Here is an 18,965-nt window from a genome sequence, read left to right as displayed (position 1 = left end):
TCACTCCTGCATAGATCTTTGGTTCCCGGGTTAAGCGGCACCCAACTTATTTATTGTTGAGATACGGGCGCTCTGCTTGGTTTTTTCAGTTCCAGACGGAGTTAAATGGTCGAAGGCGTTGACCTCTATAATCTGGTTACGCAGACGATCAGCCTCTTCCAAAGCGGCTCTATCGGGTTCACTCAATATCCCCAATTTGATGGCTTCATTGATCAGGTCGGGCATCTTATGGCCGTGTAGTTGTCCAGCCCTTTTTGCACGCTTCAAGGTCTTCTCATGTGGGATTGTGGCAGTGACTGCGATTAAAGCTTTTTCAAGTTGAGCGACTCGCTGATTCGGATCATCAGTAGTAAATATGCCTTGAGTCAGACGATCGCGTACTTCCCCAGGCTTCAATAGACTACGTGCGACCTGATGATCCAAATGGTCTGTAGGCTTATGAAATGGCAACCCGGTTGGAAAGATCACTACTCGTAACAGCCAGGCCAGTGGCCTTGCAGGCATATTACGCAGCAGGCCTCTCAATGCATGTTGTATACGGTAGAGTGAATCATCCAGGGCCCACTGCATCAGTGGTAGGTCTTCAGGTTTTTCTCCCTCTTCTACATAACGTTTCAGGCAGGCACTGGCGATGTATAGATTGCTGAGTATATCTCCCAACCTTGCAGATAGACGCTCCTTGCGTTTTAAAGAACCACCCAATGTCATCAGTGCAATATCTGTAGTCAACGCAAAAGCAGATGACATCCAGTTGAGACGCTGGAAGTAGCGACGGGAGGGGCCACTTTTTGGGCTTTCAGAAATTCGACCATGGGTAATGCCGAGCCAAAGGGTACGTGCGAAATTGGTCACCACAAATCCAACATGACTGAATAGCGCACTATCAAACTGAACCAGGCCAACATTGCGATCCGGATTTTCTGCGGCTTCGAACTCCTTGAGCACAAATGGATGTGCTCGTATCGCACCCTGTCCAAATATGATCATGCTGCGGGTGAGTATGTTGGCGCCTTCAACCGTAATACCTATGGGGATTGCCTGATAGGCCTTGCCTAAAAGATTGTCCGGTCCAAGACAGATACCGCTGCCACCCTGGACATCCATGGCATCATTGATCACCTGGCGATAACGTTCAGTCAAATGGTATTTGACGATGGCGGAGATGACGGATGGGGTTTCGCCGCTATCCAGGGCAGTTAGGGTTAGTTTACGCGCAGCATCCATCTCATAGGTTAGACCACCGATTCTGGCCAAGGCCTCTTCCACACCTTCAAAATGACCTATCGGTTGATTAAATTGGCTACGTACTGCAGCATAAGCACCGGTATAACGGCTGGCGTGTTTACCTGCTCCGGTGGATAGGGCTGGTAGTGAGATGCTTCGACCTTCAGAGAGACATTCAACCAGCATCTGCCAACCCCGACCTGCACCCTCAACGCCACCAATCAAGCAGTCGATAGGAATGAAAACATCCCGTCCGTAGATCGGTCCGTTCTGAAAAGGGATATCTAGGGGCATATGCCGCTTACCTACCTCTATTCCTGCAGTATCCCTGGGAATCAATGCCACGGTTATCCCTGGCAAGGGATCATCACTGAGCAGTCGCTCTGGATCCTCCAACTTGAATGCAAGACCAATCAGAGTAGCAACAGGTGCCAGAGTAATATAGCGCTTCTCGAAATTCAGGCGAATGCCAAGTACCTCCTTTCCCTGATACTTGCCATAGGAGACCACACCACTGTCCGGTATGGCGCCTGCATCACTACCGGCTTTTGGGCTGGTGAGTGCGAAGCAGGGGATCTCTTCGCCTTTGGCGAGACTTCTGAGATAACGGTCTTTCTGTTCCTGGGTACCGTAAACCATCAACAGTTTGGCTGGACCAAGAGAGTTTGGAACCATTACGGTAACTGCCGCGGTAATACTGCGGCTGGCGATTTTCATCACCACCTGGGAATGCGCATAAGCGGAGAATCCCAAACCACCATAGGATTCAGGAATAATCATGCCGAACATGCCTGAACTCTTTATGTATTCCCAAACCTCTGGAGATAAGTCTTTATCTTCATGGGTTATCTGCCAATCATCAAGCTTGTTGCACAACTCATTTACCGGCCCATCGAGGAAGGCCTGCTCGCGTTCGGTTAGCGTGCAGGCGGGTTGATGCAGCAGTTCCTGCCAATTGGGTTGACCGGAAAAGAGTTCACCATCCCACCAGACATTGCCGGCGTTTAGTGCCTCCTTTTCTGTTGTCGACATAGAGGGCATTACACTTCGGAATGCTTTCAATAAAGGCTGACTGATCCACTGCCGACGCTGTTCAGGCATCAGATGGAAAAACAGGGCAACGGCGTAGGGCAGGCCGATAACCAGGCATCCGCTCAGAGAAATAAGATTTGCCATTAACAGGCTGACCAGTAACACAGGGGGTGTGATGATCCAAACAATTGCCCTTGCAGATCCATAGGCAAGTCCCCAGAAGGTCATAAGCAACAAAATGAGTCCAAGTAGTGTCATTGGTCTGCCTCCCTTGCGGTGGTATTGAGATCTGAGGGCGTGTTGTCTTCAGCGGGCTTGGTTGTCTGCTTTGCTTTTTTGTTGGCTCTGAAAGAGAAGATGGTACGGTCATCAACGCAACTCGCCGTTTCGCCACGCGTCGCGGCAACAAAGGCGCGTTCATCATCGTTATAAAGAATATCTTCTTCGCACCAGGGAAGACGTCGATAAACTCCAAGATCATTAAGACCTAAAAAGGGGTATTTGATGATGTCGAAGTAGGGTGAGTAATCAAAATCCTTGGGTGTAAAAAGCCTTGGGTTACGTTTAAAAAAACGCAGGCTACCGTCATCGTCCCGGTCTATGAACGGAAGTATTGGAAAATTGACACTGTTAAACGCTGAGGCCAACAGCGATGAGCAGACCGTTCTGGTCGGCATGCCAGCATTGTGTTCAAACAGACTGGAACGCCAGCGTCTCGGTAGAAATGTCCAGGGAAAGAAAAAGCGTGCTAGATCGAGTAGATGGCGAACATCATAGTCGATACCGATATGCTGAATAGCATGGGCGACAACAGTATGTGCATCTTCCGGCTCCAGACCTGCAGGGCGGCAGATACGCAAATGGTCTTTGCGGTACTTTGAGACGGGGGCGATGATAGTGCCTTCACCCAGCAAGGCCTCGACCATCAACTGTTCGCTCAGGTCACCTTTGTAGGCCATCCTGACCTTTTGCTGCTGCTGGGGATCACGAATGTCATAGATACGACCAATATAGAGGGCTGAGTGGGTCCAGGTGCTCTGAGTTATTGTTTTGATGACATTACTGACACGACTGCGGCCCTCTACCAGTAACACATCGCCTGGTCGAAGTTCATAGATAAGTCGATTGAAATCACACAAAGGGGAAGAGGACGGCGGACCCTCTTTGGTCAGCCAGTCTGCTATCCATTGCATAATGCTCTGCCCGATTTTACGCATGTTCAAAACCTAGTAAAACAGTCAGTATTGATATGAGTATAGACCTAATCGGGCGAAGTGAGTTTCAATTGAGGGTTCAACGAGTCTGAATCAGGTGCTTATTTTCATCTTGTGATCAGATCAAGGGAAGACGATTCTCATCTACCAACTCTCTGGCATTATATAAGTTTTCTACAATGGCAGAGCTGTGATCGGTCACCAGTTGAAGCGGGAAGTGACGGGTTCTATTTTCTCTTTTCTTTGCCAATTCAATAGTCTACGTTTTTTTAGTTGAACACTTGTTTAGTAATCCCAAAAATAAACAAAAAATAGCTGAAACAATATAGAGTAGGGTAGTAATTCAAACCAAATCAGTGGTATCCACAAGGTGGCCATATTACTGATTTCGATGTCAAAAATGTTTGTAATGTAAAGTATGCGGGTTGTTGGATAGCTGTTACATCGAGTGTCACCTCAATGAAGGGCTTGTTGTTCCGTCATCAGTAGTCAAGACAGCCGGTGTATGAGGTGATTCCACATGTTTGAAACTGCTATCACTCCGCAGAACCCGTCCCTGAATACCCTGCTGGCACATAGCGATAATGCCCAGTAACAATAAAATCAAACAATACATCCTCAACAACAGGCCCGGAGCCAATGTTATGAACAATAAGAGGTACGCCACTATTTGCATCTATCTTATCGCTGACAATACCAATATGAGGCAGATTGCCGGGTAACATCCAGGTAACCAGATCACCAGCTATATAATCATCAATACGATCAGTAACGGGCAAAGAAACACCCTTGCGAGAAAAGAAGGTCTGAAGAATTGGCACCCGACGATGATCAATATTGGGATCAGGCCGATTCAAACCCCAAATCCGACGTGATGGGTATTCACTAAAATGAGTTGAAATATCCTCATGTACCAATCGCTGTAAATCAGTGCCCAACGACCTGTAGCTACGAATAACAACATCGGTACAGACTCCGATATGGGGTGGTACATCCCCACCAGGATAATCGATCGAATAGTAAGATCCGTCATAACGTACACTGTGTTGTGTTCGCTCCATGGCGGCAGATACCAGGGCAGACTGAAAATCATCTGATAAAACAGTGTTACTGAATGCTAGTAGTGACAGGATGCAGATGTAAGATGTAGAAGAGATTTGATTGATCGACATAATGAATTGGTTCAACACTTCAAGAATCAGTGCCCTTAAGTAGATTGTAGTATGTAATTTACTTACCTTATTGAACGAACAGTTGTAATAAGGAATTTAAAAACACTACGGTCAAGTTAAGGGCATCTCTAATAACTGCTTGTGCCCTCTGGCTTTACGACCCATTCAGAATCAAGGCGTGCTTTGAAGCCATGCTCATTGCCTGTCGAAAAACGCAACGCAGAGTCTGAACGGGTCGTAAAGCCTCGTAGGGCGCGACCTGAAGCATGCATCTTCCTTGAAGATATCTGCAGCTCGATTGAACAATGCACCTGCTAACATCGCACCTCTTACCCGTTTCTTACCGGGATTGGTTTCATTCTCGTAATCCGTCCTAACCTTGTCTAACAGACGGCCCGGGATATTGATACCATGCTCCATGTGGTTAAACAGTCGGCGGGTGAGGGATTGGATTAGCAGTTTTTTATCAGTCAGGTTGTCATCAGGAGCATGATAACGCTTGATCCAATGTGACAGTTAGTCCTGTTAGGGCAACTTCGCTAATTTGTCGACTTAGTCCATAAAATCATTGCCAGATGCTGATCTGGCTTACCCAAAATTAGACAGATTGATATCTATATCAGAAATGAGCTGATGAAGTTTATTTATCCAGATTAACTTCAGAGAAATTCAATCAACCAGACTTCGATCCTGTGTTCTGAGCCCACTGCTCCACCAAATACGGCAAGCCCCTTCATCAGAGACCATACAGGGGCCAATCGGGTTTCTCGGGGTGCAGGCCTCTCCATAGAGTCGGCATTGATTGGGATATTTTTTTCCCAGCACTACCTTGGCGCAGTCACAGCCTGGGGGCATTTCCCCAGCTCGTTTCCGTTCAGGTTTATCATATTCCGGGTAGCGGATTTTTGCATCCCAGTTGGAGTAGTTCTGATGCAGGGCGAAGCCTGATTTGGGAATAGTTCCAATACCCCGCCAGGTTGCATCCACAACATCCAGAGCGGTATTTAGATGTTTTATTGCACTTGGATTACCACCAGGCCTAACCAACTCCGGATAGCAGTTATCCAGGAAACGTTTTCCATCCAGATGTTGGCGGCATACTGAGTAGGTGGCGGCAATTAGGCTTTCACTTGTGAATCCGGCGATGGCTGCGGGGAGTTGGTGTTTATCGACGACAAATGTCCACTCTTCAGGGCCCATGACGGTAGCGACATGCCCAGGTGCCACCAATGCATCGAATCCTGGAGTATCGGAATCGAGTAGCATGGATACGGCTGGCCAGGTCAGGCGACCTGATAAAAGTATGCTGAGGTTTTCAGGAATTCCCTGCACCAGCAGAGAGGCAACAGGCGCTGTGGTGGTCTCGAATCCTGCGGCGAAGAATACATAGTCACCAGCTGGATCAGAGAGGGCGAGCTTCAGTGCTTCTATGGGAGAGGCAATTGGACGGATATCAGCGCCAGCAGCATGAGCCTGATCCAATGATCGTGGCTCCTGCTTGGGAACATTCACAGGTACCCGCAACATATCTCCGAATGCAAGGAGAGTGACCTTTTCATTCAGTGCCAGTTGTATCGCCTGATAGATATCCTCTTCGGGGCAGACGCATACCGGACAGCCTGGTCCTGGAATGAGCTCAATCTGTGAGGGTAGGGCGCCACGCAGTCCCGCCTGTGTGATCGACCGTTCATGACCGCCACATACATTCATGATCCTGAATCGTCCCTTGAGGGGGAGTTTGTGCAGCTCTGACAACCAGGTTTTAGCTGAGAGGGACATGGTGCTTTTGTCTACCCGATAGGTGCCGTTTGAAGCGATTCCGGTTCTGGTGTTGCCCGCTGCAATTTGATCTTTTCCTCCAGCCAACTGAGCCAGCTGTCGAGACCCTGATCTGATTTTGCTGAGACTAGGGTGATTGGGTTGCTGTAGGCGAGTTGTTGCAGTGCCTGAGTTGCCCTGTCTGGATTAAAGTCGTCCAGTAGAGGTAGCAGGTCAGACTTTGTGATCAGCACATGATCTGCAACACGGAAAATCACCGGGTACTTGGCTGGCTTGTCATCCCCTTCGGTTACCGACAACAAGGTGACATTGAGATGCTGCCCAAGGTCAAAGCTGGCAGGGCAGACAAGATTACCAACATTCTCGATAAACAATATATCCAGCGCTTCAAGCTGGGTCTGGTGCAACACCTGATGAATCATATGTGCATCGAGATGACAGGCAGTTCCGGTAGTGATCTGTACCGCCTGAACGCCTTTTCGACGGATACGTTCTGCATCATTTTCAGTTTCGAGATCTCCCTCGATGACACCGATCCGGTAGCGCTGTTTGAGCATATCGATGGTGCGTTCCAACAGGCGGGTCTTACCACTGCCAGGGGAAGACATAAGATTGATGGTCAAAACCCCATGTTGATTGAAGTGTTCTCTGTTGTGCGCTGCCTGGTGGTCATTCTCACTTAACAGGTTCTCTAAAACCTCGATTGCGACATGGTCACCGTGTGTATGGGCATGCTTGCCTCCCTCTTCAATGAGATGCCGGTTGCCGTGAGTGATATTACATCCGCAGGTGTCACACATTTTGATGGTACTCCTAATATTCTCTCTTGATGAGTTCAACACTGGACAGCAAAAGTTCATCGCCACTGATGAGTCGGGTTCGAAAGTCTCCGCACTGGGAGCAGATCAGGCGATTGGGCGGGGCATCAGACTCATATCCACATTGTAGGCAATGGACTCGAATCTTTTGTGTTTCAGTAACCAGCTCTGCGTTCGCAGCTTTAGTCCCTGCACGGGCAATGGTGAAGGCCTGCTTCAGTAGATCCGGCACCACGCCAGAGAGTGGTCCAATCTGGATGATGATGCGCTCAACCGATACGGCCTCTTCCCGGGATGCTATCTCTTCAACCTGGCGCAGCATGGATTGACAGACTGCCAACTCATGCATCCGATTGTTGATCCATCTTGGCTAACATTTCGTCATAGATCTCCCAGGCAGATTGCGCCTCCTGGGGAGAGACTTTTTGGATAGCGTAACCGACATGCACCACTACGAAGTCATCCGCAGCCAGTTCTTCATGTTGTAGCATGAACAGACTGACATCCCTTTCTATACCTTTGGCTTCGCAGCGTGCGGTAAAGCCATTAATTTCTTTTATCTGCATGGGTATGCCGAGACACATAGTGTAACCTGCACTTTCAGAAAACAATTAGTTTATTCTCTCAGGGAGTCATATGCTCCTTCAAGGTAAAAAAATGTCATTACAATCTGTATTGATCCTCGGAATTGGAAATAACCTCTTAAGTGATGAGGGTATAGGTGTCCATCTGGTAAACCGTATGCAACAGAGGTTTGGCGAAATAGCTGGTGTCAACTTTCTGGATGGTGGCACCCTCAGTTTCACTCTGGCAGAGCCTATAGCAGAGTCTGAAGGCCTGATTGTAGTGGATGCGGCACGTATGAACTTGCCTCCGGGTAGCTTGAAGGTGTTTCACAATGAGCAGATGGACAAATATCTAATGGGTAACCGATCCAGTGTTCATGAAGTCAGCCTGGGCGATCTGTTGGATATTGCCCGTCTATCAGAAACCTTACCCGATCCCCGTTGCCTGGTGGGGATAGAACCCAAAGAGCTTGATTGGGGAGAGACTTTGAGTGAGGTTGTTGAGCCGACAATCGATAAGGGCATTGATGAAATAGTGTCTATACTGGGGGGGTGGGGTTTTAAAACCTGAGTGCCAGCGTGGTAATAACTGGTGTCGGAATGCTTTGGCTCAGCGTTTAATTACTCAGCAATAGCTTACTACTTTAGTTACTTTTTACTTTTTATCCTTCTCATAAAAACATCACCACATAATGTGATTAAAAAACAATAAGAGAACCTATATGCAAAAAATATTAACACTCTTCCAACGCAATGATGATCCAGATCAGCACCTTTATCAGAAATCAGTGATATTCTTGTATATAAGCTAAAGTTTAGAGCTTACCTGATGCAAAGACTCCAGGACATCGCCGTAAAAGTAGTGCCTTCTGAGGGCACTCAAAACAACCACTCAAATGCAATCCCCATTTTGCATGAAATTCTTCATGCGCTTCAACGATTCACCACTGACGCTGAGCCATGGTGTATAGATCTACGTGCCATACCATTCGGGCCAGGGGATGAAGAGCTGTTGTTGAGCAAGCTGGGAGAAGGCGAAATAAGTTTGACCATGGATTCCCTGGGTAAGAGCAAGATCTGGGAGACAGCCTTTTCAGGTGTTTGGGTAATAGATCATCGTAATGCTGAAGGGGAGCGCGTTGCTTTGCAGGTTGAGATTGGTCGAATTCCACAAATCGTACTCTCTCAGCAGGAAGATATTCTTGATGCTATAGGCCAACTTGAAAAAGAGTTAAATACCGATAATTCCGCACTTTGAGCTAAGCGGTAGGAGTTGTGATGGCTGATGACTTAAAAAAAATGACCAAGACACTTGGTGAAAGCTTACGTGAACAGGGCATCTCACGACGAGGGTTTCTCAAGTATTGTGCTGCCACTGCTTCCTTGATGGCATTGCCACCATCAATGGTTCCAGCGATTGCTCAAGCGTTGGAAAAAGCCAGACGTCCATCGGTTATCTGGCTCTCTTTTCAAGAGTGTACAGGCTGCACAGAATCGCTGACCCGCAGCCACTCCCCGAGCGTTGAAAATCTCATTTTCGACCACATTTCACTCGACTATCACCATACCCTGCAGGTTGCATCAGGTGATGCCGCAGAAGCTGCCCGGGAAGCAGCAATGCATGAAAATGAAGGAAAATATATCGTTGTAGTCGACGGCTCTATTCCGCTAGGGAATCCAGGTTACTCCGCAATAGCCGGTATCAGTAATCTACAGATGCTGGAAGAGACTGTTGCCGGGGCTGCAGCAGTTGTGGCTGTTGGAAGTTGTGCTGCCTTTGGTGGTCTACCCCATGCCGATCCCAATCCAACCGGGGCTGTATCAGTTGGGGAGATTGTTAAAGATAAACCTGTTGTAAATGTTTCTGGCTGTCCACCCATTCCGACAGTAATTACCGGCGTACTGGCCCACTTTCTGACCTTTGGTGCGTTACCAGAGTTGGATGAGTTAGGACGCCCAATGGTCTTCTATGGCCAAAGTATTCATGACCGATGTTATCGTCGTCCCTTCTATGACAAGGGATTGTTTGCCGAAACCTTTGATGACGAAGGTGCACGCAAAGGCTGGTGTCTGTTCAGATTGGGTTGCAAAGGTCCGATGACCTATAACGCCTGTGCCACCACCAAGTGGAATCAGGGTACCAGTTGGCCGGTAGAGTCCGGTCATGGATGTTTGGGATGTTCCGAACCAGACTTTTGGGATGCAGGTGGATTTTATAATGCACTCTCCATTCCCGATAGCGATATCTCCCGCAATGCAGGCTATGTAGTAGGTGCAGGTGTTGCGTTGGGGGCAGCTGCCGGTGCGATAAATCGAAGCACTCAGTCCAAGGCGGCTGCAAACCACGAAACCGTTACCATCGACGATTTGGATAAGAAATCATGAGCACACCAATTGATTTTCTTTTATGGGTTAGAGGGCCAGGGTTTGATATAGCTCTGGTGATATTTATTGTTGGCGTTTTAATCCGGCTGCTTGAAGTATTGATATTGGGTCGTAAGCCGGATTATTCTGAACCCAGAGGTGCTGAGCTTGGGGCAGGGTTACTGACCCTGGTGACTCGTACTGCACCAGAATCTGGTACATTCAATCGTTCCCCATTCACTGTTGTTGGTGGATATATCTGGCACATTGGCTTTCTAGTTACTCTGTTTTTGTTTGTGCCCCATATCGAATTCATTGAATCTATTTTTGGTATTCGTTGGCCAGGTATAGCCAGTAATCTTGTCGATGCTGTTGCTGCAGTCACTATCGTTACCCTGGTGGCAATGTTGTTCAGTCGTCTGACCCATCCGGTGAAGCGTTTTCTCAGTGGCCCGGAAGATTATCTGACCTGGTTGGTTACCTTTCTTCCAATGCTTAGCGGATATCTGGCCTACCATCGTATGATCGATCCCTATCCGCTGGTTTTGGGGCTACACATTCTGAGTATTGAAATATTGATGGTGCTCTTTCCCTTTACCAAGCTGATGCATGCCTTCACCTTTATTATTGCCCGTTGGTATAACGGCGCTATGGCAGGGCGCAGAGGAGTTCAGTCATGAGCGAGGCAACACTTGAAAGAGGCATGAATGCCTTTCGTGAACAGATTAATGCCCCTGTGGCGTCGTTTTTTTCCAGTTGTGTTAATTGTGGAATGTGCGCTGAAGCCTGTCTCTTCTATACCGAGACTGGTGATCCAAAATATACTCCTATCCATAAATTGGAGCCGCTGCGCAGGGTTTGGGAGCAAGAGTATACCCTGTGGGGCAGAGTGAAATCCCTTGTGGGTCTGAGTAAACCGGTGACAAATGAATTGTTAGCGGAGTGGGAAGAACTTATCTATGACGGCTGCACACTCTGCGGGCGTTGTTCAATGGTCTGCCCGGTTGGCAATGATATCAGCTACATGATTCGGCGTGCCCGGGAAGGATTTGTGGCTGCAGGCTACGCGCCCGAAGGCATAAAAGGCGCTAGCAAACGAGCTGTTACGATCGGCAGTCCTATGGGGGTTAAATTTCCCGCGGTGGCTGCACAGATCAAACATATCGAAGCCGATACCGGTTTGACCATACCCGTGGATGTAGAGGGTGTTGATTACATGGCGCTTTTGTCATCCATGGAGATCATGAATTTCCCTGAATATCTCGAGGCGCTTGCACGCATTTTCAAGCAGGCTGGAGTAACCTGGACTATTAGTTCTGTGGCTTACGAGGCTACCAATTCAGGTATTCAGATCGGCTCTTCTGATATTGCCAGGGAGCTGGTGAACCGAGTCGTGGTTGCCGCAGAAAAGCTGAAAGTCAACTATGTCATCAGTCCTGAGTGCGGTCATGCTTATACTGCAATTCGCTGGGAGGGCCCCAACCTCATCGGTCGGCCCTATAACTTTAAAGTGGTACACATCCTTGAACTGCTGGATGAACTGCGCTCAAGCGGTCGTTTAAAGACAAAGGGTACTGAAGATGAACGTTTGACCTTTCATGATCCTTGTCAGATTGTGCGTAAAGGGGGCGTATTGGAGCCGCCACGCAATCTGTTGAATATGGTGGCCAGTAACTTTGTCGATATGCATGATAACAGAGAGATGAACTGGTGTTGCGGTGGTGGCGGAGGCGTCAGTGCCAACGAGCGAGCCGAAGAGTTACGTATCAAAGTTTTCAAGCGTAAGAAAACCCAGTTGGATGAACTCAATGTAGAGACCCTGGTGACCGCCTGCGCCAATTGCCGGTTGATTATCGAAGAAGGGCTGGAAGAGTATCGCATGGAGATGCCAGTCGTCGGATTGACAGAGATGATTGCTGAGCATCTGGTTGAAGATGAAGAGTAACACTAAAAAAGTAGCGCCATTCGTACCGATAGGAGACGAGAAAAAATGAGTGAAAGAATCGTCGTGGATCCCATCACCAGAATCGAAGGTCATCTGCGCATTGAAGCCCAGATGGAAGGCGATCAGATAAGCAGTGCTTATTCTTCAGGCACCATGGTTCGAGGTATCGAGATCATACTTAAGGGTAGGGATCCGAGAGATGCTTGGGCTTTTGCACAGAGAATTTGTGGTGTCTGTACCCTGGTGCATGGACTTGCTTCGGTCAGGTCGGTTGAGGATGCTCTTAACTACCAGATTCCGCAAAATGCACAATTAATTCGCAATCTGATGATTGGTGCCCAGTATATCCATGACCATGTGATGCATTTTTATCATCTGCATGCCCTGGATTGGGTGGATGTGGTTTCTGCCTTATCGGCTGATCCGGGTCAGACCTCAGCACTTGCCCAATCCCTGAGCAATTGGCCAAAGGCTTCACCCGGTTACTTTTCTGATGTTAAGAAGAAGCTAAAGGGCTTAGTTGAAGCAGGGCAACTGGGTATCTTCGCTAAGGCTTATTGGGGGCATTCAGTCTATAAACTGCCACCTGAGGCCAACCTGATGGCGGTTGCCCACTATCTTGAGGCCTTAAGCTGGCAGCGAGATGTGGTGAAGTTACATACCATCTTTGGTGGCAAGAACCCACATCCCAATTTTCTGGTAGGTGGTGTTGCTTCAGCGATTGATCTCAACTCTGATTCAGCTATCAATACCAAGAAGCTTTCCCAGGTGCAGGATGTCATCACCAAGATGCGTGAATTCACCGACCAGGTCTATGTTCCTGATACGCTGGCTGTGGCTGGTTTCTATAAGGATTGGGGTGAGCGGGGAGAAGGCTTAGGTAACTTTATGTGCTACGGGGATCTTCCGGGTACTTCGATGGATGACCCCGACAGCTTTTTCTTCCCCAGTGGCGTAATTCTGGACAGGGATCTCTCAACCGTACATCCTCTCGATCTGAATAACGCTGACGAGATTCAAGAGCATATATCTCACTCCTGGTATGACTATAGCGGTGGTAAGGAACAGGGTTTACATCCTTACGATGGCGAGACAACGCTGAACTACACTGGGCCAGAGCCACCCTATAAACATCTGGATGTGGATCAGTCATACTCCTGGCTGAAGGCGCCTCGCTGGAAAGGTAAGGCGGTTGAAGTCGGTCCATTGGCACGGGTGTTGATGATGTATGCCAATGGGCATGAGCAAACTAAAGAGTTGGTCGGTATGACGCTCAGTAAGTTGGATCTACCGACTCGGGCACTATTCTCAACCTTAGGTCGTACAGCGGCCAGGACATTGGAGACCAAGATTCTTGCAGATGCCATGCAAGGTTGGTATGACCAACTGATTGCCAACATCAAGGGGGGTGATACAAAGACCTTCAATGAGACCCTATGGGATCCTTCCACCTGGCCAAGTGAGTGTCGAGGTGTAGGTTTCATGGAGGCCCCACGAGGGGCATTGGGACACTGGATTGTAATCGAGAATGGTAAGATCGCAAATTACCAGGCAGTGGTGCCCAGTACCTGGAATGCTGGTCCACGGGATCCCAACGGTCAACCTGGCGCCTATGAGGCAGCGTTGCAGGACAATCACCAGTTGGCTGATGCCAAGCAGCCTGTTGAGATACTCAGAACTATACATAGTTTCGATCCCTGTATTGCCTGTGCCGTGCATCTCTCCGATGAAGATGGAGAGGAGATGTTGCAGTTAAAGGTCACATGAGCTGACCCAACATCAGGTGGGGCAATCGCCCCACCTGACATACTAGATTCTGTAATCTGGGGTGTGGCACTGCCGGTCATGTAATATCACGCTATTCATCTTCACTAATATCTCACAGTATCCCTAACTTCAGCATGATATTGAGTGCCAACTTTGCGTTTCAGTAGGGTGGGGCCATGCCCCACCAAATGGTGTTAAGCGTTCACTGCTAGCGGAAGATATGACTGGGTCGCGATTGAAAATCTAGATGGTTTTATACTATCGCCTAGGCTAAATGGTGGGGCATGGCCCCACCCTACGGTAGAAACATATTGCGCTTGTAATGCAGGATTTGTCCCTACCACTAACTTCAAGATGATAATGAGTGCCAACTTTGCGTTTCAGTAGGGTGGGGCCATGCCCCACCATATGGTGTTAAGCGTTCACTGCTAGCGGAAGATATGACTGGGTCGCGATTGAAAATCTAGACGGTTTTATACTATCGCCTAGGCTAAATGGTGGGGCATGGCCCCACCCTACGGTAGAAACATATTGAGCTTGTAATGCAGGATTTGTCCCCGTCACAAACTTCAGCATGATATTGAGTGCCAACTCTACGTTTCAGTAGGGTGGGGCCATGCCCCACCATGTGGTGTTAAACGTTCACTGCTAGCGGAAGATATGACTGGGTCGCGATTGAAAATCTAGACGGTTTTATACTATCGCTTAGGCTAAATGGTGGGGCATGGCCCCACCCTACGGTAGAAACATATTGTGCTCGTAATACAGGATTTGTTCCTGCCACGCCATGAACAGAACCACCAATTTTCCGTTTTTTCAACCCTACATAATTTCAACTGACTCATTCAATTCGATCTGGTTTCAAATAATTTTTCTATTTTCAGCTTGATTTCATTTTCTTCAGTCATGCTTACCATCAAATAGCTAAACAGAGAGATTGAAGATGAGAAAAAAGCGCGAGATTAAAGTTTGGGATCCCTTCGTACGCCTTTTTCATTGGACACTGGTGGGTTCGTTTTTAGTCACCTGGGTGACGGAAGACGAGTTGATGACCCTGCATGTCTATGCCGGTTACTTAATTGCCATTCTGGTTTCGCTGCGTATTGTTTGGGGCATGGTTGGGACACGCTATGCTCGATTCAGTGATTTTGTAGTCTCTCCTGGCAAGGTGCTGGATTACCTTAAGGATCTCATCAGTTTTAAAGCCAAACGCACGATTGGCCACAATCCTGCTGGTGGCGCAATGATTGTTGCTCTGCTGATATCTCTCCTGATAACCACATTTTCCGGCATGTTGGCCTATGGTGCTGAGGGATTGGGTCCGTTGGCTGAGCCATTTTTTTCCAATACCCCATATGGTGGAGAGCTGTTTGAAGAGGTTCACGAATTCTTTGCCAATCTAACCCTTTTCTTAGTGGTATTTCATTTGGCTGGTGTTGTGTTTGGTTCGCTTCTGCATCAGGAAAATCTGCTGCGCTCAATGATTACCGGTACTAAAAGAGGTTGATTCTATGAAAACAGTAATCACAATTCCATTAATCCTGTTTTGTTTTCCTGCTCTACTGTATGCCAATGCGTTGCAAGAGAGACTCAGCAGCTATCAAAGCATGGGGGCGGGTCCATTTTCTGCTGCGCAAGGTGAAATATTATGGCAGCAAAAGATAAGAGATGAAAAAAGTGGCAAAAACCGCACTTGTAACGACTGCCACGGCGATGATCTGCGAAAGCCGGGGCGTCATGTGAAGACAGGCAAAACCATTGAGCCCTTGTCAGTATCGGTTAATCCAGATCGTCTGAGAGATGGGAAAAAGATTGAGAAGTGGTTTAAGCGTAATTGCAAATGGACCTGGGGTAGGGCGTGTACAGCTCAGGAAAAGGGCGACATTCTGCAATATCTGCAGCAACAGTGATTAGGAGGTGAGATGTGAAAAAGCAAAACTATTGGTTACTATTAGGGATTGCTCCATTGGTACTTGGTTTCGGTGTGGTTTTAGCCGATCGCGACGAACATGAGGATGAACGTGAACATGAGGAGCGTAGCGGATACTTCTCACGCTGGTTCAACTCTGAGTCGATGCAGGTGAACTCACTGGGAAGTGAGCGTTATCTTGAGGAGTGTGGCAGCTGTCATTTTCCATTTCAACCCGGCTTTTTACCTGAAGCCTCCTGGCAGTTGATCATGACTGGGCTGGATGACCATTTCGGTGAAAACGCTGAGTTGACTGATGAAGATCAGGAGTACATCTTGAACTATCTGAAAATCAATTCAGCTGATGGCAGTGATAGAGCATTGTCAAAAAAAATAGTCTGGTCTCTTCGTTCATCATCTGTACCCATGCGGATTACTGAGACCTCTTTTTTTAAACATGAACATGATGAAATTTCTCCACGGATGTTGCAGAACAAAGGAGAGAAAACCAGCTTCAGTAATTGTGATTCCTGCCATACTCAGGCTTTAAAGGGGTCATTTAATGAACATGAGATTAAAATTCCTGGTTATGGCCGATGGGATGATTAGTTGATGGTCAAGATTTGTTGCACAACGCTGATTTCGACTTTGCTAATAACATCGGTTGTGGCTCATGCTGATGAAGAGGAGAGTTATCAAGAGGCCAGGCGCCTGACACAGGCTGGAGAGATTCTCCCATTGCAGGGGATTGTGAACGCTATTCAAGCTGAACGACAAGGGCGGGTTCTTGAGGTGGAGCTGGAACGCAAAGGTTCCCAATATCTATATGAAATAGAGATACTTGATGAACAGGGTGTGGTATGGGAGTACCTTGTCGATGCTGCCAATGGCCAGATTCTGAAGCGTGAGTTAGAGGATTGAGTATGCGTCTGTTACTGGTTGAAGATGATGAACTCCTTTCAGCTTCTCTCAAGCAGGATCTTGAGCACCAAGGTTATGCGGTCGACCTTGCAAAACAGGGCATTGAGGCAGAATTCATGGGAGATGAAACGGAATACGATCTCATCATCTTAGATCTCGGGCTACCACAGCGCGCAGGCATCGATGTGTTGCAAAACTGGCGTAGCAAGGGAAATAATACGCCAGTGATTGTTCTCACTGGACGGGATGCCTGGCATGAACGGGTGGCGGGATTTAAAGCGGGCGCGGATGATTATCTGGGAAAGCCATTTCATTTCGAAGAGTTGCTTGTCAGACTTCAGGCATTGATACGTCGTAGCCATGAGATGGTTGGCAGAAGCCTCAAGGCGGGTGGCGTGGAACTCGATGAGGAGAAGCAACAGATGATTCTACCTGATCAACATCGCTATGATCTCACAGGCACTGAATTCAGACTGTTGAGGTTCTTTATTCTCAACCAGGGAAAAATACTCTCCAAGACCCGGCTCACAGAGCATGTTTATGAACAGGATTTTGATCGTGACAGTAATCTGATTGAAGTCTATATTCGCCGTTTACGTGATAAATTAGGCAAACAGGCAATCGAAACCCGTCGTGGTCAGGGTTACATCTATGTCGGTATTGAGTCTTAAGGGCACCTCTATTAACTGCTTATGCTCTCTGCGTGACCTGAAGCAGAATGGTTGTTCCACTCTCAAGCATCACAACCCAGCAGATGCATGCTTCAGGTCGTGCCCTACGGGGCTTTACGACCCGTCCAGACTCTGCGTTGCGCTTTTTCGACAGGCAATAAGCATGACTTCAAAAGCACGCCTTGATTCTGAACGGGCCGTAAAGCCAGAGGGCACAAGCAATTAATAGAGGTGCCCTTAACTCGATAGAACATCGTCTGCATATTGGCTTGACCATCAGCCTGGCGTTATTGATGCTTTTGCTGTGGTTTTTCGGTGAAGGCTCTATAGAAAAATTAACTGAAGACTTTATTGCCTCGAGATTGGAACACGACAGCGAGGCGATTCTAGGGGCGATCGTTGTAGAGTCGGAAATCGATGTCAATGCGGCCTACATTAATCAAGTCTATCAACGACCGTTTTCAGGTCACTACTATCTGATTCGCCAGGCAACTGGCAGAGAAATTACTTCTAGATCACTCTGGGATTTTAAACTATCTGTACCTTGGGTTAACCCTGGCCAGAGCGAACGGCACTATCTCCAAGGCCCTGAAGATCAGCAGCTATTGGTATGGGTCCATGGCTATAGGAAACAGGGAGAGGATCTAATTCTGGCTGTTGCAGAAGATCTTCTGCCAATCAACAGACAACGAGAAGCTTTCATAAAGAACTTTGCTCTATTGGCTTTTGCCGGTCTGGTTGTTCTGTTGATTGTTCAGGGTGTAGTGATTCGGCAATCATTTCGTCGTCTTGATCCCTTGTTGGAGGATGTCAATAGCCTCTCATTGGGCCAGGAGAAATTGTTGAATGAAGATGTGCCCAGCGAAATGTCACCTCTGGTCAAGGAGGTTAATCATCTACTGCAACTGCTTACAAAACGTAATCAACGTTCACGTAATGCTCTAGGTAATCTAGCGCACGCAATCAAAGGCCCCCTCAATCTATTGACCAGATATTTAGACAAACAGATAGAGAAACAACATCAGGCTAGTGAACATCAACAAGCGAGTCAGCAACTTGATCGAATTCGTCTTCTGATCGAAAGAGAGCTGAAACGCGCTCGATTAACAGGAGGTGGAACAATCAATCAACGCTTCAATCCAAGTGTTGATTTAAACGACTTGATAGAAGCATTGAGACAGATATACCAAGGTCGCGGCATAAAGCTGGCGTTGCATGTAGATCAGGAGTGTACCCCATTTGGCGATCGTGAGGATATGCTGGAACTGTTGGGTAACCTTCTGGATAACGCATGCAAATGGGCAAATCAGCAGGTTGTTTGCCACGTGTCAGGATCCGAGCAGATGCAGATTGTTGTGGAAGACGATGGCAAGGGGCTGGAAGAGGGGGATATTAAGCGTATGACACAGCGAGGAAGCCGTCTTGATGAAAGTGTCGAAGGGCATGGATTGGGATTGGCGATTGTCCATGATGTGGTTCAGCTCTACCATGGTCAGATAGATTTTGATCGCTCACCAGAATACGGTGGACTCCGTGTGCGTGTTGTGTTGAATCGTGTATAAGCGATCCATAAGGAGTTTCTG

General features: G+C 47.8%; 20 protein-coding genes. 12 read left to right on the top strand and 8 right to left on the bottom strand.

The window, feature by feature from the left end; genetic code table 11:
• Positions 1-30: 30 nt before the first annotated feature.
• From AC4IFB_RS12345 to AC4IFB_RS12310, 8 genes are all read right to left on the bottom strand, one after another.
• A complete protein-coding gene (locus AC4IFB_RS12345; protein ID WP_490780321.1) occupies positions 31-2,514 on the bottom strand; it encodes an acyl-CoA dehydrogenase in 2,484 nt (827 codons plus the stop codon).
• Complete coding sequence (locus AC4IFB_RS12340; RefSeq protein ID WP_490776397.1) at positions 2,511-3,449, bottom strand: YiiX/YebB-like N1pC/P60 family cysteine hydrolase; 939 nt, start codon at positions 3,447-3,449, stop codon at positions 2,511-2,513. The genes AC4IFB_RS12345 and AC4IFB_RS12340 overlap by 4 nt, the downstream gene beginning before the upstream one ends.
• 557 nt (positions 3,450-4,006) lie before the next feature.
• Complete coding sequence (locus AC4IFB_RS12335) at positions 4,007-4,642, bottom strand: DUF1287 domain-containing protein (RefSeq protein WP_490780320.1); 636 nt, start codon at positions 4,640-4,642, stop codon at positions 4,007-4,009.
• A gap of 128 nt (positions 4,643-4,770) precedes the next feature.
• Positions 4,771-4,953: a hypothetical protein gene (locus tag AC4IFB_RS12330; RefSeq protein WP_490780319.1), complete on the bottom strand. Its 183-nt coding sequence runs from the start codon at positions 4,951-4,953 to the stop codon at positions 4,771-4,773.
• A gap of 358 nt (positions 4,954-5,311) precedes the next feature.
• Positions 5,312-6,508 (bottom strand): hydrogenase formation protein HypD, encoded by a 1,197-nt coding sequence (gene hypD, locus AC4IFB_RS12325; protein WP_490780318.1) that lies wholly within the window; start codon positions 6,506-6,508, stop codon positions 5,312-5,314.
• On the bottom strand, positions 6,433-7,221 hold the full coding sequence (gene hypB, locus AC4IFB_RS12320; protein WP_490780317.1) for a hydrogenase nickel incorporation protein HypB: 789 nt from the start codon (positions 7,219-7,221) through the stop codon (positions 6,433-6,435). The genes hypD and hypB overlap by 76 nt, the downstream gene beginning before the upstream one ends.
• A gap of 13 nt (positions 7,222-7,234) precedes the next feature.
• The gene (locus AC4IFB_RS12315; RefSeq protein WP_490780316.1) at positions 7,235-7,588 is read right to left on the bottom strand and encodes a hydrogenase maturation nickel metallochaperone HypA/HybF; all 354 of its coding nucleotides are present in this window, start codon (positions 7,586-7,588) and stop codon (positions 7,235-7,237) included.
• The gene (locus tag AC4IFB_RS12310; RefSeq protein WP_490776403.1) at positions 7,581-7,823 is read right to left on the bottom strand and encodes a HypC/HybG/HupF family hydrogenase formation chaperone; all 243 of its coding nucleotides are present in this window, start codon (positions 7,821-7,823) and stop codon (positions 7,581-7,583) included. Before AC4IFB_RS12310 ends, AC4IFB_RS12315 begins: the two co-directional genes overlap by 8 nt.
• 73 nt (positions 7,824-7,896) lie before the next feature.
• On the opposite strand from AC4IFB_RS12310, the gene AC4IFB_RS12305 reads away from it, so the two are divergent.
• From AC4IFB_RS12305 to AC4IFB_RS12250, 12 genes are all read left to right on the top strand, one after another.
• Positions 7,897-8,376, top strand: coding sequence for a HyaD/HybD family hydrogenase maturation endopeptidase (locus AC4IFB_RS12305; protein WP_490780315.1), 480 nt, complete (start codon positions 7,897-7,899; stop codon positions 8,374-8,376).
• Positions 8,377-8,634: 258 nt separating this feature from the next.
• A complete protein-coding gene (locus tag AC4IFB_RS12300) occupies positions 8,635-9,063 on the top strand; it encodes a hydrogenase expression/formation C-terminal domain-containing protein (RefSeq protein ID WP_490780314.1) in 429 nt (142 codons plus the stop codon).
• 20 nt (positions 9,064-9,083) lie between these two features.
• Positions 9,084-10,190, top strand: coding sequence for a hydrogenase small subunit (locus AC4IFB_RS12295; RefSeq protein WP_490776406.1), 1,107 nt, complete (start codon positions 9,084-9,086; stop codon positions 10,188-10,190).
• Positions 10,187-10,849: a hypothetical protein gene (locus AC4IFB_RS12290; protein ID WP_490776407.1), complete on the top strand. Its 663-nt coding sequence runs from the start codon at positions 10,187-10,189 to the stop codon at positions 10,847-10,849. The genes AC4IFB_RS12295 and AC4IFB_RS12290 overlap by 4 nt, the downstream gene beginning before the upstream one ends.
• Positions 10,846-12,114, top strand: coding sequence for a (Fe-S)-binding protein (locus tag AC4IFB_RS12285; RefSeq protein ID WP_490776408.1), 1,269 nt, complete (start codon positions 10,846-10,848; stop codon positions 12,112-12,114). Before AC4IFB_RS12290 ends, AC4IFB_RS12285 begins: the two co-directional genes overlap by 4 nt.
• 45 nt (positions 12,115-12,159) lie before the next feature.
• Positions 12,160-13,881 (top strand): nickel-dependent hydrogenase large subunit, encoded by a 1,722-nt coding sequence (locus AC4IFB_RS12280; RefSeq protein WP_490780313.1) that lies wholly within the window; start codon positions 12,160-12,162, stop codon positions 13,879-13,881.
• Positions 13,882-14,824: 943 nt separating this feature from the next.
• Complete coding sequence (locus AC4IFB_RS12275) at positions 14,825-15,388, top strand: cytochrome b/b6 domain-containing protein (protein WP_490776410.1); 564 nt, start codon at positions 14,825-14,827, stop codon at positions 15,386-15,388.
• Positions 15,389-15,392: 4 nt separating this feature from the next.
• Positions 15,393-15,791 (top strand): DUF1924 domain-containing protein, encoded by a 399-nt coding sequence (locus tag AC4IFB_RS12270; protein ID WP_490776411.1) that lies wholly within the window; start codon positions 15,393-15,395, stop codon positions 15,789-15,791.
• Positions 15,792-15,805: 14 nt separating this feature from the next.
• A complete protein-coding gene (locus AC4IFB_RS12265) occupies positions 15,806-16,399 on the top strand; it encodes a diheme cytochrome c (protein WP_490776412.1) in 594 nt (197 codons plus the stop codon).
• A 3-nt stretch (positions 16,400-16,402) separates the two neighbouring features.
• Entirely contained in the window at positions 16,403-16,711 is a 309-nt protein-coding gene (locus AC4IFB_RS12260; RefSeq protein ID WP_490780312.1) for a PepSY domain-containing protein, read from the top strand.
• A 2-nt stretch (positions 16,712-16,713) separates the two neighbouring features.
• Positions 16,714-17,382, top strand: coding sequence for a response regulator transcription factor (locus AC4IFB_RS12255; RefSeq protein ID WP_490780311.1), 669 nt, complete (start codon positions 16,714-16,716; stop codon positions 17,380-17,382).
• Positions 17,383-17,675: 293 nt separating this feature from the next.
• Complete coding sequence (locus tag AC4IFB_RS12250; RefSeq protein ID WP_490776416.1) at positions 17,676-18,944, top strand: sensor histidine kinase; 1,269 nt, start codon at positions 17,676-17,678, stop codon at positions 18,942-18,944.
• The last annotated feature ends 21 nt before the right edge of the window (positions 18,945-18,965 follow it).

The sequence above is a fragment of the Candidatus Thiodiazotropha sp. AKIB8 genome (assembly GCF_058244675.1).
This window is presented reverse-complemented; position numbering and strand designations above follow the sequence as displayed.